This is a genomic window from Fimbriimonas sp. LA-C6, from assembly GCF_055398105.1.
On the sequence record NZ_AP038796.1, the window covers coordinates 3,196,330 to 3,211,400 of the forward strand.

Here is a 15,071-nt window from a genome sequence, read left to right on the forward strand (position 1 = left end):
TTGATTCTCCTCACGCGGCACCCGGATGCAACAGCCTTCAATGCTGTTAAGATGACAATCCTCTGAAAGACTTCATGAGTATGGGGCGCACAACTGTGCACCCCAAGAAAGATTCAAGCCATCAAGGCTTGATGCGTGCCTTCTCGCCGACCTTCGGAATGGTCTTCCGAACCGGCTTGGCTGGCAACTTCTTGATCTGCTCTAGAAGCACTTCAATCGCCTTTTCAAGCTGGGCATCCTGCCCCTTGATCACCTGATCTGGTCGGTTGTCGATGTCGATGTCTGGGTCAACGCCTTGGTTCTCAGCCACAATCTCGTTTGTCGCGGGATCATAAATGCTGAACTCCGGTGCGGTAACACCGCCGCCATCAATCAACGGATGAGCACCCGCAATACCGACGAGACCGCCCCAGGTTCGCTTGCCAATCAGCATTCCAACCCCTGCCTGTCGGAACAGGTAAGGGAACATGTCGCCGCCAGAACCAGCGTTCTGGTTGATCAACATCACCTTAGGGCCAGGAACAGCCTCAGAGTCCGACGAATCCACGCCACCACGAGGCTGAACGTACGTCAGGTTCTTTCGAAGAAGCCGCTCGATAAAGTAGGTCGGAAGATTTCCGCCTCCGTTATCTCGCTCATCAACAATCAGTGCATCCTTGCCAACCATCGCCCGGAAACCACGAGCAAACTCGTTGGCGCCCTCCTGGCCCGTATTGGGAACATGCACGTAGCCGATCTTGCCACCCGAGAGCTTCTCAACAAGTGCCCGGTTGTGCTCAACCCACTCCGCGTATCGCATGGCCGTCTCATCGCCCACAGTCTTCACTCGGTAAGTGCGAGCGTCCACCATGTCATTGCGGCTGTTCACGGTAATGGTCACGGTCTTGCCGGCGCGGTTCACCAGCAACGACGACGGATTGGTGTTGGCATCAAGCCGCTTACCATCAATCGCCACCAGGTAATCGCCTTCCTTCACATTGATGCCAGGCTCGCCGAGGGGGCTGCGTCGAGACTCATCAAAGTTCTGACCTCGGTAGATCTTCTTGAACTTGACACCCTTTTCGTCTGCCTCGTAATCGGCACCCAACAAGCCAGTAGGGATGGGGGTACCGCTCATGCCGTAGTCGCCCGGAGCCATGATATAAGCGTGGCCCGTGCCCAACTCACCAATCATAAGCCCAAGAATCTCATTGAGGTCCGCTCGGTGGTTTACAAACGGGAGGTAAGCCTCGTACTGCTTGCCAATGGCGTACCAATTAAGCCCAACCATGCCAGGGTCATAGAAGTTGTCCCGCTCGTAGCGCCACACATCCCAGAAGATCTGCTTCCACTCAGCACGAGGATCAATCACAGCTTCGACGCCGCTGGTATCCACGCGGCCAGGACCGGGAGTCACACCGGGTCGAACGTCCGAGACGTGTAACTGACTACCCACCAAGAACGCCATCTTAGTTCGGTTTGCGTTGAATACAAGCCCGCCCACCGGGCCGCTGAAGATCTGTTCGCTCTGCTTGCTGTCCAGATCAAACTTCTGCACACCTGTCGGGCCCATCAGCAATACGCCGTTGTTCGTACCCAACACGCCACGATAAGTGGACGCTGGCCAAGGAAGAGGCATCGCACGCTCTGCAAATCCTTCAAAGTCAATTTTGCCGGCGGTGCTGTCCTTCTTCGCGTCCTTAGGCTTGTCTGGCGCACCCAAAGCCTCCTCATCACTGTCCTTCACAAAAGGATTCGGAGTGTCTTTACTAAGGGGAATTACATAGACCCGCTGAGCATCCTGAACACTCATCACGAATCCACCATCACTCGCAGGCACCTGCTCAAATGTCCGCTCAGAAAGGAGATACAAGAACTTGCCATTCAAGTCAAACGTGGCATCTACATCGTTGTAGTAGCCTTCCGTCACCTTCGTAAGCTTTCCAGTTGAGACTTCATATAAGTGAAGCGCACCAAGCTGATTCTTCCCAGGCAAGATCATGGAGATCCACTTGCTATCGGGCGACCAATCGATGCCGTTTGCAGAACCGGTCACCGTCGAGTCATTGATCAGCTTGGCAGTCTTGGCCGCAACATCTACAAGCTGGGCCTTACCGACTCGGTTCACAAGCAAGATCTTCTTGCTATCAGGCGCCCAAAGCACCATGGTGACGTCGGGAATCGCCGTCGTTGTGAGCTGCTCCGCTTTTCCGCCTTGCTGAGGCTGCACATAAAGCTGAGGGTCACCATTCACGTCGCTCACGTAAGCAATCGACTTTCCATCGGGCGACCAACTTGGAGCCTGCTCACGCACACCAGGGGTCTGGGTAATGTTGCGAGTGTCGCCCTGCTTCGCAGGAACACTAAAGATCTCACCGCGAGCTTCAACAGCCATGCGCGTTCCGCTAGGCGAGAGCGTTAAGCCCGTAATCTGGTTAGCCAACGACCGTAACCGAGGCCGAGCTGCAAGATTCTCTCCCACTATCTTAGGTGAGAGCTTCTCAATCTTCTTAGTGGCAACGTCGAACCGATACAGGAATCCATCCCGTTCGTAAACGATCGACTTGCCATCGGTGCTCGGATACCGAATGTCAGCATCCTTAAAGTCAGTGAGCTGTTCATCCTTCCCGGTAGCGCCGTCGTGCTTGAACAGGTTCAAAACACCGTACTTGCGATCGCTGATGAAATAGATCGACTTCCCAACATACATCGGGAAATGGTTCTGGTCTCGGCCAGCAGGGAGTTCACTGTACGTGTTCGTCGCGAAGTTATAAAGGCTCACGCGACCCTGAGTTCCACCACGATAGTGTCGCCAGTTGAATCGATAAGACGGCGAACGGCTATATGCCAGCGTATTCCCGTCAGCCGAGAACGATCCTTCGTAAATGTCTCGAATCGGAGTCGGCTTGGGCAAACCACCCTTCGGATCCACAATCCAAAGCCGCAGGGCTCGCTGCGCGTTGCTTCCAAAGTTCGAAACGTAAGCAATCTTGTTGTCTGGCGTCCAGTTCACCACAAGGTCGCTCTGCGGCTCAAACGTCAGTCGCTTGGGTTCACCGCCCTCAATCGGCATCACGTAAACGTCAGGATTGCCGTCATAAGAAGCCGTGAAAGCAATCATCGTCCCGTCAGGCGAGATCTTTGCACGGGCCTCAATGTCGGGGAAACTAGTCAGGCGCTTAGCAGGGGAGCCAGGTGCGATCTTGGATTCCCAAAGATCACCAGCATAGGTGAACACAATCGTGTCTCCATGAATAGTGGGCATCCGAAGCAGCCTTGGTTCGGTCAGGTCTGGTGTCCGGGCCGGCATAGATGGCCCCATCAGAATCGAAAGTGCACTCGTAAGTAAAAGACTCAATACAAATCCTCCGTTGGGAATTCGCATGAGTATATGCCTCTAGTTCCCATTCTTGAGCAGAGGTAAGAAAATTCTAGGGCTTACGGGCTGGTACTTGCAAACTCAGACGCTCAACTGTCCGACTCGTTACCCCATCGTTTGCCCGGCCCCATCTGTTTGCGCCAAGAGTCCCGCTGCCGATGAATGTCCACAACGCCGACCGGCGCCCGAGGTGCTCTCTCCTCTGCGGAAGGCAGAGGATCAAACCGCTTGCTCGGAAGAGTCTGATACCAATAAGCAACGCTAGCCAAGTCCAAAGTCAAACAGTTAGCATGCCCGTGCTCAATCGAGGCACGCAAAGACTTGGTAAACCGAATCGGATCATCCAGATGAAATCGGTACACGTGAGTCTGGCCCAGCCAACCAAACCTCGGATCATCGTTCCCACGCCCCGGAGCATACGCAGTGCCAAAGTAGGGATGGCAATAATGTTCATCTGGACTCCAACTCTGGTTAAAGTAGTCCTCGGTGCCAGTGCCATGCGCACTCCCCGGCCAACCCTCGCCATCCACCATGAACATATCATCCCCCTCGCCATACCAAATAGGCGTGGGAGAGTTAATGTAGTAGTTGACCCCCACATAGTGCCCATGTCCAAGCACCTCACAGAACACATAGTTGTCCTGGTCGGAAGGGTTGTTGGCTGTAGGACCCAACACACTCCACTCGTTCTCAACATCGCCACTGTCGCTCTCCGGCTTCGTCAACTCCTGCCGGTACTGAGCATGAAACCGCCCCTGCTCTTCCGAAATAGCCTCGTGCTCTTCGTAATCGATGTAGTAGTAGAAAGCATCGACATCGCAACTGCCCTGATTCTCAATCGTAAAGGAAGCCCCCTTTCCAAACGGCATTGGGAAATAGCAAACAAGCGCGTTCCCATCTTTAGGCGCAGCAGCCAGTGGCAGCGAGATAAAGTTGTACTTCTTGCCCCACCCCTGACCAAAGAAATCACCGATAGGACTCTCAATAGATGGATGCTTCTGTCCATCCCAATAAGCACGAAGAACAAGGTTGCGCCGAACCAGAGGATCGCCACTGGAGAGAGTTACCCAGATATGCTTGACAACGCCAGCACCGTGGATCTCCGCAATCTCAACGGTCTCGCCCTTAGGAATGCGAATGTAATCGGCATTCCCTCCCGAGCGATCGTAACTACTAATCCTCTTACTGCGTGCGTTAACAATCTGCGATAGGTTCGCTAGCGGCCCAGTGCTCATTACGGCCTATTCTAGGGCATTTATCAGCGTTTGAGTAAGAACAATCGATAGTTTTCAGCAGGTCTCGTGCGAATGACTTCCTGTAGCTGCACACCTTGCTTCAAAAGTTGAGCCTTATCCAAGTCCGAGATCCGATCCTCACGCGTAAACACCATGCTTCCCGAAGGACACTTGACCAAATCGGCAAGCGTCTCGGCATCGGTCGCTGTGCTATTCAGATAAAACAGCATCGAGGGCAAGCTCGTTTCCTGGATCTTCAACTTGCCAGTCCCACGGTCCGCGTTCCTACGTCCGATCTGATACATCACAACCATTGGAGGATGCTGACTCCGAACCACGCGGGCAAGCATATGCGCCTCCCGCTGCCCACTCAGTCCATACCAAACCAGAAAAACAGCATTGGCAAAGAACGCCATGAATACACACATTCCAATGGCAAACTGCTCCATCTTGGGCTTCACCTGCGCAATCCGCACCCCAGCCAGAATCGCAAGTGGAGGGAAGCAAGGCAAGATGTAGTGAGGAAGCTTCGCTCCGCTGATGCTAAAGAACAAGAACACCGTGATCGCCCAAGCCCACAGGAACCGCATGGTGGAACTGTCCGTCCGCAACCGCCACGCCGCCGGCAGAGCATACGGCCAGGGAATCATGCCCAACAACAGAATTGGGATGTAAAGAAACAGACTCCCAATGCCCCCAAGCGTATGCGCCTGGTCCCCACCAGTAAACCGCCCAATGTTCTGTTCAATCAAAAACTTCTGAACAAACAGCTGCCCATTCGCCAAGTAAGCAGGGACATACCAACTGCAAACCACCAGCGCCAGAATCACAGTGCCCAGCAGCCACTGACCAGAAAACTCCTTCCGCAGCTCTTTCTCTCGGTAAAACGTCCACCCAGCAATCGGCACGAAGAGCAAACAAGCAACCGGGCCCTTACAGAGAACACCCAGCCCCAAACAAGCTGCCGTAAGAAGCCGCATGCGCTTGTCTCCATGAAGCGACTCCCAGAAGGTAAACATCGCGCCCGTGAAACACAGCACCAGCAATGGGTCGGTCAACATCATGCGCCCCGCCCCCAATACCAAGAGACTGCTTCCCAAGATCAGCGTAGAAATCCGTGCCGCAATCGCGTTGAACCGCTTATGAACGAACCAATACACCAACGCATACAAGGCGACATTCGCCAACACACTGGGTAACCTCGGCCCAAGCGTCTCGCCAAACAGAGCAACACACGGCTTGGCAATCCAGTAGAGCAGAATCGGCTTCTCAAACCATGGCTGGCCATTAAAGTAGGGCGTGATCCACTCACCCCGCCGGTTCATTTCCGACACAATAGCGCCATAAAACCCTTCGTCCAGGTCCAGTAGCCCCGTCATCCACCACCCGATCAAAGGAAGAGACGCAACGAAGAGAATTGTCGAGAAAGCCTTGTTCTTGTTCACCAGCAACTCAAAAGGATGACAGGTTTTCCCTTGGTTAAGAACAGCCGGTTCCAGGTACCTTCAAAGGGTGAGCGAACTTGATAACCTCAAATATAGTGCCGACGGACTGATCCCTGCAATCGCGCAAGACCATCATACCGGCGAGGTTCTGATGCTGGCTTACATGAACAAAGAGTCCCTCCAACAGACTCTCGACACCGGCCTAGCCACCTACTGGAGCCGATCCAGACAGGAGTTCTGGGTCAAAGGTGCCACAAGCGGCCACACACAAAAAGTCAAACGGATTGCAGTGGACTGCGACAAAGACACCCTCGTGCTCTTCATCGAGCAAGAAGGTGCCGCTTGCCACGAGAACTACCGTAGCTGCTTCTTCCGAGACCTAACCACCGCAGGGCAGCTGATCCAAAACGACGTACCCAAGATCGACTAATCCGCTCGAATCGTCGAAACGTGTGGGTAACCTTGCGACTCCATGGCAGATAGGAAAGCGCTAATCGTATGGGGTGGTTGGGACGGTCACGAGCCGGACAAGGTTGCCCATTTCTTTGAGGAAATCCTCACCGCCGAAGGCTTCGAAGTAGAAGTCAGCAACTCGCTCGATTCTTTCGCAGACGTCGAGAAGGTCAACTCTATGAGCCTTCTTGTCCCTGTCTACACCATGTCGAAAATCACGCCCGAACAGCGTGATCCCGTCATCAAAGCCGTCTCCGAGCTAGGTGTAGGGATCGCCGGCTGCCATGGCGGCATGTGCGACGCCTTCCGCGAAGACACCGAATGGCAATTCATGACAGGCGGCCAGTGGGTAGCCCACCCAGGCAACGACGGCGTGAAGTACCCAGTCATCTTCAGCAAAGACAATCCCCACGAAATCTCCGCAGGTCTTCCAGACTTCGAAGTCGTAAGCGAGCAGTACTACCTGCATACAGATCCAGGTAACAACGTTTTAGCCACCACGCCTTTCCCCATGCCAGGTGTCGATGGCCCTCACACAGCTAACCCGTGTCAAATGCCAGTTGTATGGACTAAGAGCTACGGAAAAGGCCGCGTTTTCTATAACGCACTGGGTCATCACTGCGACGTTTTGGAAGCTGAAGTGCCTCGAGAACTGATGCGCAGAGGCTTCATTTGGGCCGCCAAGTAGCAATTTAGCGAAATCACCTGTTTCATCAAGTCCTCATCTGGGAATTAGACAATACAGAAGAGGACTTGACTCGATGATGACTCGTTTACCACTACTTGCTTTTCTAATTGCTTCGTCAGTCACTGGCGCGTTCGCCCAAGATCCCAACATCTTCATCCCACCAAGCGCCACGGCGCCCCGGGCATGGTTTTCTACACCAGCAGCACACACCAACCATCTCATCTACATTGGACATCCCATGGACCGTCCCATCTATGAGCCGCTGCCACTTTTCGCGTCTCTCAATCCATCACCTTTGATAACTGGCCCAGCGGGTTATCATCCGGAAGACATCCGGGCCGCATACAAACTCCCATCAACGGGTGGCAAGGGAGCCATCGCAATCGTAGACGCCTACCACTACCCAACAGCCCAAAACGACTTCAACGTCTTCGCAAAGCAGTTTGGTCTGCCACAAGAGATCGCAACCGATTCCACCCTCCAGACCAACAAAGTGTTCCAAGTGGTCTACGCAAACGGCAAGAAGCCCGCGACCGACGTCAACTGGTCCCAAGAAGCCGCCCTCGATATCGAGTGGGCACACGCAATGGCACCCGGCGCCAAGATCTACCTAGTAGAAGCCGCCAGCTCCAGCCTCGCCGACATGTTTGCAGCCGTTAAGAAAGCAGGAACCCTGCCCGGTGTGACACAGGTATCCATGAGCTTCGGCTCTAACGAGTGGTCCAACCAGTCCGCTTACGATGTAAATTTCAAAGCCCCAGGCGTCGTCTATTTCGCATCGGCGGGTGATACGGGAGGTATCCAGTCCTACCCAGCCACATCGCCCTTCGTAGTGGGCGTGGGCGGCAGCTCGCTCAAGTACGACTCAGTAGGCAAACTCTGGAGTGAAAGTGCCTGGTCAGGCAGCGGAGGAGGCCCATCGGTCTTCTACGCTCGACCCGCAGCACAGAACATCGTTCAGGCAACCGTAGGAACCAAGCGCGGCAGCCCGGACATCTCCTTCGTGGCAGACCCATACACCGGTTGCTCGGTGTACGACAGCACACCTGCAGGAGGACGCAGCGGCTGGATGGTATTCGGAGGAACAAGCCTCTCAGCGCCATGTTGCGCAGGCATCTGTAATCTGTCTGGTCACAACCTAGCTTCAACCGAGGCAGAACTGAACAGGATCTACACCTTAGGTCTTGGCAGCGTTAACTTCCGAGACATTTCGAAAGGCAGCGCAGGCAAGTTCACCACCAAAGTGGGTTGGGACTTCGTCACAGGCGTAGGCAGTCCCATCGGACTCAACGGACTATAGCCCCATTCGCACACGATGTAGGAAAGCGCGAGTCTGCTCGGTCTGCCCACCTACATCGATCCGAATCACATCATCCATATTGATGACGGTAACCCCGTCTTCCAGACCATCTCTCCGCAACTCGCAGATCTCAACAAACTCGCGACCGTAGTTGATCACAAACCCCGTGATCGATCTACGGTCGTTGTCTATTAAGCTCACCACAGCCCGCTTGTCTTTCGCAAACCGAAGGGTGTTCTGCATGTCGAGAGGGAAGTATTCAGAAGGATCAGCTGGAGCTGTGTTCCAAACCTGCTGCCCTTCATTCAACAGCCGCAGCACAGACAAATACTCGCTGCGAGTCGCCACCCGAATCACTTCCTCAATACGCCCAATCTGACGCCCGTCAAACTCCCCGTGCTTCCCAATACTCCGGATGCAAAAGATGTCGTGGCTAACGCTCTCTACCAACCCAACATGGAACCGCTCCGGAAACTCCGGATCGTGATAAACCTCAATAAGGTCGCCACTGTCCTGGCATTCGCGTAACACCTCTCGGATTCGGTTGAAAAAGTCAGACATTTAAGCTCGCGTCCCAAAGGCAGTATCCAGCAGTTTAGCTAACGACACGTCCGATAAACTGCCTAATCGCAAATCCGACTCAGGAAATTCAAACTCTTCCGTCACGCTGTTCGGCACCACCACAGTATAAAGCCCCGCTGCACGAGCCGCTTTCGCACCGTTCGGAGAATCTTCAAGCGCAATCGCCCGAGCTGGATCAACACCCACAGCATCGCAAGCTGCCAGATAAAGATCAGGATAAGGCTTCGCGCGAGCAACGTCATCGGCGCACAAAACAGCCTGAAACCGACTCAGCAAACCCAGCCTTGTCAGATGTACATCCACCCACTCATGCCGAGAACTCGAAGCCACCGCCACCGGAACCCCAGCCGCATCCGCTTCATCCAAAAGCTCAATCACACCAGGCCGAACAGTCTCAAGAAGAATCAACTCTAAAATGCGAGCCCGCGGCCCACGTCGGAGACTATGCTCATCCGCATCCAATCCAGTTAGCCGAGAAAGCAACTTAGGAGGCCGTTCCGTTTCCTGCTCCGCCCCACGACCAATCAAACTCGCCCAATACCCATCAGGCATCTCCACGCCGTGCTCAGTAAAAACATCGCGCCAGATCTTGTACTCCGGGGTCTCCGTATCCAAAATTAACCCATCGAAATCAAAGATCAGAGCATGCATGTCCCTATTCTGACTGATGCCGCAGCCACCGCTCGAAAGGTCCCAGACACCACTCGAGGCCATCAAAGAGCACAAACCAACACAGAAACAGGTCGTTCTGGAGCAATCGGTGCCCAATCAAGCAGGTGCGGTGAACGGTAACTGGTACCCTAAGGGTTCATGAGTTTGGTTCAAGTGATCGCCCTAGGTGGCGTTGGGGAAATTGGAAAGAACTGTTCGGTAGTACGAGAGGGCGACGACATTGTCGTAATCGACTGCGGACTGAGTTTTCCCAACGAAGAGATGCTAGGTGTCGACATTGTCGTGCCCGACTTTACCTATCTTGTCGAAAACAAAGATAAGGTACGTGGCGTCTTCCTAACACACGCCCACGAAGACCACGTAGGTGGACTTCCTTATCTCCTCTCCCAAATCAAAGTTCCGATCTACTGCACGGAATTTACAGCTGCCCTCATTCGAAGCAAACTCGAAGAGAAGCTGCCAAAAGATCGAATCGATGTCCGTGTCTTCAAGCACGGCGACCGCATGAAGTGCGGCGCACTCGAAGTAGAGCCTGTCCGAGTCACCCACTCCATCCCAGAGAACTGCTCCATGGCCATCCGGACCTCCCATGGAATCGTCCTCTTCACAGGTGACTTCAAATTCGACTTCACCCCAGTCGATGGCAAACTCGCCGACATCAACCGCTTTGGCGAACTCGGACAAGAAGGCGTTATCCTCCTCCTCAGCGACTCCACCAACGTCGAGCGCGTCGGATGGGGACCCAGCGAGAAAGCCGTCAGCGCAGGCCTCCGCAAAGTCTTCGCAGAAGCCGACGGTCGAATCCTGCTCACCACCTTCGCCAGCAACATCCACCGAATGCAGCAGCTATACGAAATCGCTGCAGAAACCGGTCGAAAGGTTGCCGTCGTCGGTCGACGAATGGAGCAGAACCTCGACACCTGCGAGCGACTCGGCTACGTAAAGATCCCACCCGGAACACGCATCAAGCTCGACGAGATGCGACAGTACCCAGACAACAAGGTCGCCATCCTCACCACAGGCTCACAGGGTGAACCCATGAGCGCACTGGTCCAGATGTCCAAGGGCACCTACGGCCGACTTCAGATCAAAGAGGGCGATACCCTCATCTACTCCGCCCGACCCATCCCAGGCAACGAAGGCGCGATCTGGCGAACCATCAACCGACTGTTTAACCAGGGCTGCAAAGTCATCTACGAAAGCCCAACCCCCATCCACGTCTCGGGCCACGCCTACCAGGAAGAGCTCAAGATGATGATCAACTTGACGCGACCCTTCTACATCGCTCCAGTTCACGGCGAACCCAGGCACCAGCATCTCTACATGCAGATCGCCGGAGAAATGGGCTACCCAGAGCACCGCATGTTCAAGATGGTCGACGGCGTCCCCCTCATCATGGACGACACCAAGGCGTTCCAAGGCGAGAAGGTTAAGTGCGGCCAAGTCCTCGTGGACAACAGCGGCACCCCAGGCGTCACGGATGAAGTGCTTCGAGATCGCTACAACGTAGCGAACGACGGCATCGTCATCATCACCATCCCGGTCGATATGACCAACGGTGAACTCGCCGGAGACCCCATGATCCAGGCAAGAGGCTTCTTCGGCCCAGAAGGAATCCTAGACCTAGCCTACGATCACCTCCTAGATACCCTCCGAGACCTCAGCAAGGACGAACTCAAGGACACCACCCGCGTCAGACACACTGCCGCAGATGCCATCCGAAAGATGATCCAGAAGCGAGCACAACTCCGACCACTCGTACTTCCTACCGTTGTAGAAGTCTAAAACAACAAAAAGCCTCCCCAACCGATTCTCGGTGGGGAGGCTTTTTTGTGTCTCAGTTTCCTCGCGGCTGAAACACCTTCGCAAACCCAGCGTCCACAGCCTGACCACCCTCGGTCTGATGGCAATGCACGCAAAGCGTGATCTTCGCGCCAGGCTTCAAGAACTTACGAGCCGCCGGCGCAATATCGTAAGGCTGATACTGCGTAACATATCCCGCCTCCGAAAGCGCCAACACCCCATTCACGTAAACCTGCACGTCCTCGTCGTGATAAACCAGCAACTTGAGGTTCGAAAGATCCGTGTTCGGCAAAGTCAAAGTACGCCGGATCCAAATATCCGAAGACTTCCACTCAGTTCCAACCTTCGCACCAGGCGTATCCGCAGTCCCAAATCCAGCCTTTCCAACCGACCAAGAACTGTCATCAAACCCTGGCTTCACCCAATCCGAGCTCGGCCTACTCAACGAATAGTGCCAATCAATCGCTTTCGTAAGCGCCGTAGGCACAATCTCTTTGATGACAGGAGCCTTCGGCATCGGCGCCCACTTATTGATATTCAGAGTGTCTTTCCGAGCCCACTTCTTCCACATCGCCTTATCCGTGAGCATCTGAATAAAGAACCCGCCCACAACAGGCCGAGCGTGCATCCCCCCGCTCTTCACATCGTTGGTCACATACGAGTCCGCAATAGCGTCACGGGTGGTCGTCTCGTTCAAATACTTGTAGATCGGAGCGGTGAAGAACTCAAAGTCAGCCTTCTTATCCGTCATCGCCGCACACCAGAACGTCCAATCTGTCTTGGTCAGCTTGGTGCGAGAGTCCAGAGGCAAACCATAAGGCTGCATCACCGTCTTGTAAAAGGCAATCTCACGCTTGGCTGTTGCGGCTGGGAACACATTCAGACCGAGAATCTTGTCCCAAACCAGGTTGTACTTCTGACTCCAAGTGTTCGGCTTATCAAACGCCAACAGCGAGCGATCTCCCGCGTCGGCAACCTTCTGCCAGTGACGAGCATCCGCACGAGCTAAGTCCAAATACTTCTTCGCACCCTTGGCATCCCCCCGCATCTTGCAAAGGTCCCCATAAGCCGCGAGAGCCAGAATCGCCTTCACCGACAAATTGGCATTGTGAGCCAAGTGCCCCATAAAGTCGTCTGTGCAAAGCTGATTCTCAGGGTCTAGCCCATACTTGGTCAGGTACTTCGCCCACTGGGTCAGCTGAGGCCAATACGCGTTGGCAAACTTGGTATTCCCCTCGGCATGGGCAATCGCATCCACCAGGATGATCATGTTGCCGCTCTCTTCCACCGGCATCCCCTCACCGCCATCATCACGACCAAACACCTGAGGATAAGTCCCCAAGTCGTGCGGCGCATTCGGGAACTTCCACCGTGGGGACGCCGCATAGTCAAAATTGGAAACCAATGACGCCTTCATCAACGTCGGGTTCAGAAGAACAAAAATAGGAGCCATCGGGAAGATCACATCCACCGTCGCAATGTCCCCGTTACTCGTGTTCTCCTTAGTGAACATCAAAGGCTTCTTCTGACTGTCCGCCGCGATCCCATTTCCAGCGAGACACTCGCGATAGCTCAATGCAAGAATCTTCGCATACTGAGTTCCGCCAACCTTCGCCGCATCAACCATAAGGGCGCGATCAAACTGCTCACACTTCCCAATCAGCTTGGAATACTCTTTCTCAGCCGTCTTAAATAGATCCGCAGGTGTCGCCCCGTTCCGCCGCCAATACGGCCGCAAACGCTGCCCAAAGTATTCAATGGAATAGATCTCGTCATATCCCACCATCATATGGGTACTCACCGGCTTGTAGCCAACCGTCCCAAGGTCAAACGAGAACGCTAGAGTAGGCTCGTTCACGCTCGCCTTGCGAGGCTGATTCTTATCATCAGCAAGTGGCAGCTTTCCCGTCTTTGCAAACGCACTGCTCAAAGCCGACTCAGCACCCATCGCCGACTTCGACTTCGAAGAAGCCACCGCATACACATAACCCCAGTTGATCCGAGCATCATCGCCAGCAGGCCTCAAAATCGTCTGCGAAAGCGACCCAGCCTTAAGCGCCGTCAGCGGTCCAAACTTCTCTCGCTTCCAAACAACAGGCTCACTCGTGCTCTCAATCGCGACATGAGAACTCGTGCTGTCAAACACGCTCACCTTATGTCCAGCGCCATCAACAGACCGAACCTTCCAAGTCAAATAGGTAACGGGTCTGCTCAGCACATCCAAGTTGTCCGGAAGCGCAGGTGTCATAAACGTAAGCTCCACCTGAACCTGCTTATTCGCAAACCGGTAGATGCTCCGAGTAGGCGTAACAGTCAGCCCAACCTGAGGCATAGGAGGCACAGTAGAAGGAGACCGCCCCATCAACCGGTACGCCTTCCCATCCACCCGGATAAGGCTCAAGAGCGAGTGAGGCCGATGAGTCCAGTGGCGCGTTACGTCATCCGTCAACTTATCCGCCCCCGACCAAATGCTCAAGTACGGATCACTCGTGATAAGCGGCACAGCCGGAGGCCGAAAATCCGCACCAGCTCCACCTTGAGCATGAACCACCATCGGCGCAGCTATCACAAGGCCGCCCACCCATCTTCTAACATTTCTAAGTCTCATCATTACCCGTTGAGCAACTCCGTGCCTCTCCCTCGAGGGCAAGGATCGCTTTCAAGAGTGTTACCACCCGAACCAGTCAGTAATAAGAGTGCATTACGCAATTGGAATGTAAACAAACATTGCAACTAAGGTGTTTATAATTGGAAGGTTGAACGAGTGTCACCAAGAAGATGTCTTAACCCAGCAGGAAGCTCTAGCAGTACTGCGCCTCGCCGATGCCCTTCGCGAGCGCCGCGAAGAGTACGCAGAAAATATCACCTACTCAGATCTCGCTGACCTGATAGGCACAAGCCCCGAAGTAGTCCGGCGCTTAGTAGGAAAGATGCGAGACGAGGAGCGCAGACAGCCTGTGATGGCTCCAATGTCCGTTGCTCCAATCCGCATCGAAGTAAGCGATCCTCCCGAAAAAGAAAGCTCCAAAGACCTACTCTTTCCATTTATGGTCTTCGTTGCCTTTGTCTTCTTCCTAATAGTGTTGGTCTTCGCTAACCAGTGATAGGGTTTCTACAACTTTAGGGTTTAGCAAGAAACCGCTTCATGCAAGCAAGCGTCTCATCGCTCACATGATGCTCAATCCCCTCAGTATCGATCTCGGCAGCCTCAGCTTTAACCCCGATCGCCAGCAGAAAATCGTAAACCAGATGATGCCGCTCACGCGCAGAAGCAGCCACCTGCTTGCCTAAATCAGTAAGGAAAATGCTTCGATAAGGCTGGCAAGTCACAAACCCATCGCGCTGCAATCGCTGCACTGTCTTAGACACGGATACATGGCTAATACCCAGCCTCTCAGCCAAATCCACAGCCCTGGCCTCGCCCTTCTCTTGGATCAAGGAGTCGATCAACTCCAGGTAATCCTCCGCGATCTCTCGACTGTGATCGTCACGTGTTCGCTGAAAGCGGTTTGTCATGGCCTTTCTGCAGATTATT

Annotated in this window: 12 protein-coding genes; 5 read left to right on the plus strand and 7 right to left on the minus strand. The window is 54.1% G+C overall.

Annotated features, from left to right (window positions below):
* Positions 1-121: 121 nt before the first annotated feature.
* The 3 genes from ACZ51B_RS14880 to ACZ51B_RS14890 form a co-directional block, all read right to left on the minus strand.
* Positions 122-3,364 carry a S41 family peptidase gene (locus ACZ51B_RS14880; RefSeq protein WP_464294123.1) on the minus strand — a complete coding sequence of 1,081 codons (3,243 nt, stop codon included), beginning with the start codon at positions 3,362-3,364 and terminating at the stop codon, positions 122-124.
* An 83-nt stretch (positions 3,365-3,447) separates the two neighbouring features.
* Entirely contained in the window at positions 3,448-4,593 is a 1,146-nt protein-coding gene (locus tag ACZ51B_RS14885) for a glycoside hydrolase family 172 protein (protein ID WP_464294124.1), read from the minus strand.
* 23 nt (positions 4,594-4,616) lie between these two features.
* The gene (locus ACZ51B_RS14890) at positions 4,617-6,038 is read right to left on the minus strand and encodes an ArnT family glycosyltransferase (protein ID WP_464294125.1); all 1,422 of its coding nucleotides are present in this window, start codon (positions 6,036-6,038) and stop codon (positions 4,617-4,619) included.
* Between the two features lie 67 nt (positions 6,039-6,105).
* Here ACZ51B_RS14890 and hisI point away from each other — a divergent pair, with 67 nt between their 5' ends.
* From hisI to ACZ51B_RS14905, 3 genes are all read left to right on the plus strand, one after another.
* The gene (gene hisI, locus ACZ51B_RS14895; RefSeq protein ID WP_464294126.1) at positions 6,106-6,468 is read left to right on the plus strand and encodes a phosphoribosyl-AMP cyclohydrolase; all 363 of its coding nucleotides are present in this window, start codon (positions 6,106-6,108) and stop codon (positions 6,466-6,468) included.
* A 42-nt stretch (positions 6,469-6,510) separates the two neighbouring features.
* A complete protein-coding gene (locus ACZ51B_RS14900; protein ID WP_464294127.1) occupies positions 6,511-7,179 on the plus strand; it encodes a ThuA domain-containing protein in 669 nt (222 codons plus the stop codon).
* 73 nt (positions 7,180-7,252) lie between these two features.
* Positions 7,253-8,479 carry a S53 family peptidase gene (locus ACZ51B_RS14905; protein WP_464294128.1) on the plus strand — a complete coding sequence of 409 codons (1,227 nt, stop codon included), beginning with the start codon at positions 7,253-7,255 and terminating at the stop codon, positions 8,477-8,479.
* Here the strand turns inward: ACZ51B_RS14905 and ACZ51B_RS14910 are convergent.
* Positions 8,474-9,040, minus strand: coding sequence for a hypothetical protein (locus ACZ51B_RS14910; protein ID WP_464294129.1), 567 nt, complete (start codon positions 9,038-9,040; stop codon positions 8,474-8,476). The genes ACZ51B_RS14905 and ACZ51B_RS14910 overlap by 6 nt on opposite strands.
* Positions 9,041-9,712, minus strand: coding sequence for an HAD family hydrolase (locus ACZ51B_RS14915; protein WP_464294130.1), 672 nt, complete (start codon positions 9,710-9,712; stop codon positions 9,041-9,043).
* Positions 9,713-9,871: 159 nt separating this feature from the next.
* On the opposite strand from ACZ51B_RS14915, the gene ACZ51B_RS14920 reads away from it, so the two are divergent.
* Positions 9,872-11,518 (plus strand): ribonuclease J, encoded by a 1,647-nt coding sequence (locus tag ACZ51B_RS14920; protein WP_464294131.1) that lies wholly within the window; start codon positions 9,872-9,874, stop codon positions 11,516-11,518.
* A gap of 52 nt (positions 11,519-11,570) precedes the next feature.
* Here the strand turns inward: ACZ51B_RS14920 and ACZ51B_RS14925 are convergent, their stop codons facing one another.
* Entirely contained in the window at positions 11,571-14,147 is a 2,577-nt protein-coding gene (locus ACZ51B_RS14925; RefSeq protein ID WP_464294132.1) for a glutaminase family protein, read from the minus strand.
* A 145-nt stretch (positions 14,148-14,292) separates the two neighbouring features.
* Between ACZ51B_RS14925 and ACZ51B_RS14930 the strand changes: the two genes are divergently transcribed.
* Positions 14,293-14,640, plus strand: a complete 348-nt coding sequence (locus ACZ51B_RS14930) for a helix-turn-helix domain-containing protein (protein ID WP_464294133.1) — start codon at positions 14,293-14,295, stop codon at positions 14,638-14,640.
* Between the two features lie 16 nt (positions 14,641-14,656).
* Here ACZ51B_RS14930 and mntR read toward each other — a convergent pair whose 3' ends face one another.
* The gene (gene mntR, locus ACZ51B_RS14935) at positions 14,657-15,052 is read right to left on the minus strand and encodes a manganese-binding transcriptional regulator MntR (RefSeq protein WP_464294134.1); all 396 of its coding nucleotides are present in this window, start codon (positions 15,050-15,052) and stop codon (positions 14,657-14,659) included.
* Positions 15,053-15,071: the final 19 nt, after the last annotated feature.

Bases quoted from the DNA above. Each gene is read 5' to 3' on its own strand.
- mntR (WP_464294134.1), bottom strand. From the start codon at position 15,052: ATGACAAACCGCTTTCAGCGAACACGTGACGATCACAGTCGAGAGATC.
- ACZ51B_RS14905 (WP_464294128.1), top strand. From the start codon at position 7,253: ATGATGACTCGTTTACCACTACTTGCTTTTCTAATTGCTTCGTCAGTC.
- ACZ51B_RS14885 (WP_464294124.1), bottom strand. From the start codon at position 4,593: ATGAGCACTGGGCCGCTAGCGAACCTATCGCAGATTGTTAACGCACGC.
- ACZ51B_RS14880 (WP_464294123.1), bottom strand. From the start codon at position 3,364: ATGCGAATTCCCAACGGAGGATTTGTATTGAGTCTTTTACTTACGAGT.
- ACZ51B_RS14920 (WP_464294131.1), top strand. From the start codon at position 9,872: ATGAGTTTGGTTCAAGTGATCGCCCTAGGTGGCGTTGGGGAAATTGGA.
- ACZ51B_RS14900 (WP_464294127.1), top strand. From the start codon at position 6,511: ATGGCAGATAGGAAAGCGCTAATCGTATGGGGTGGTTGGGACGGTCAC.
- ACZ51B_RS14915 (WP_464294130.1), bottom strand. From the start codon at position 9,712: ATGCATGCTCTGATCTTTGATTTCGATGGGTTAATTTTGGATACGGAG.
- ACZ51B_RS14910 (WP_464294129.1), bottom strand. From the start codon at position 9,040: ATGTCTGACTTTTTCAACCGAATCCGAGAGGTGTTACGCGAATGCCAG.
- ACZ51B_RS14925 (WP_464294132.1), bottom strand. From the start codon at position 14,147: ATGATGAGACTTAGAAATGTTAGAAGATGGGTGGGCGGCCTTGTGATA.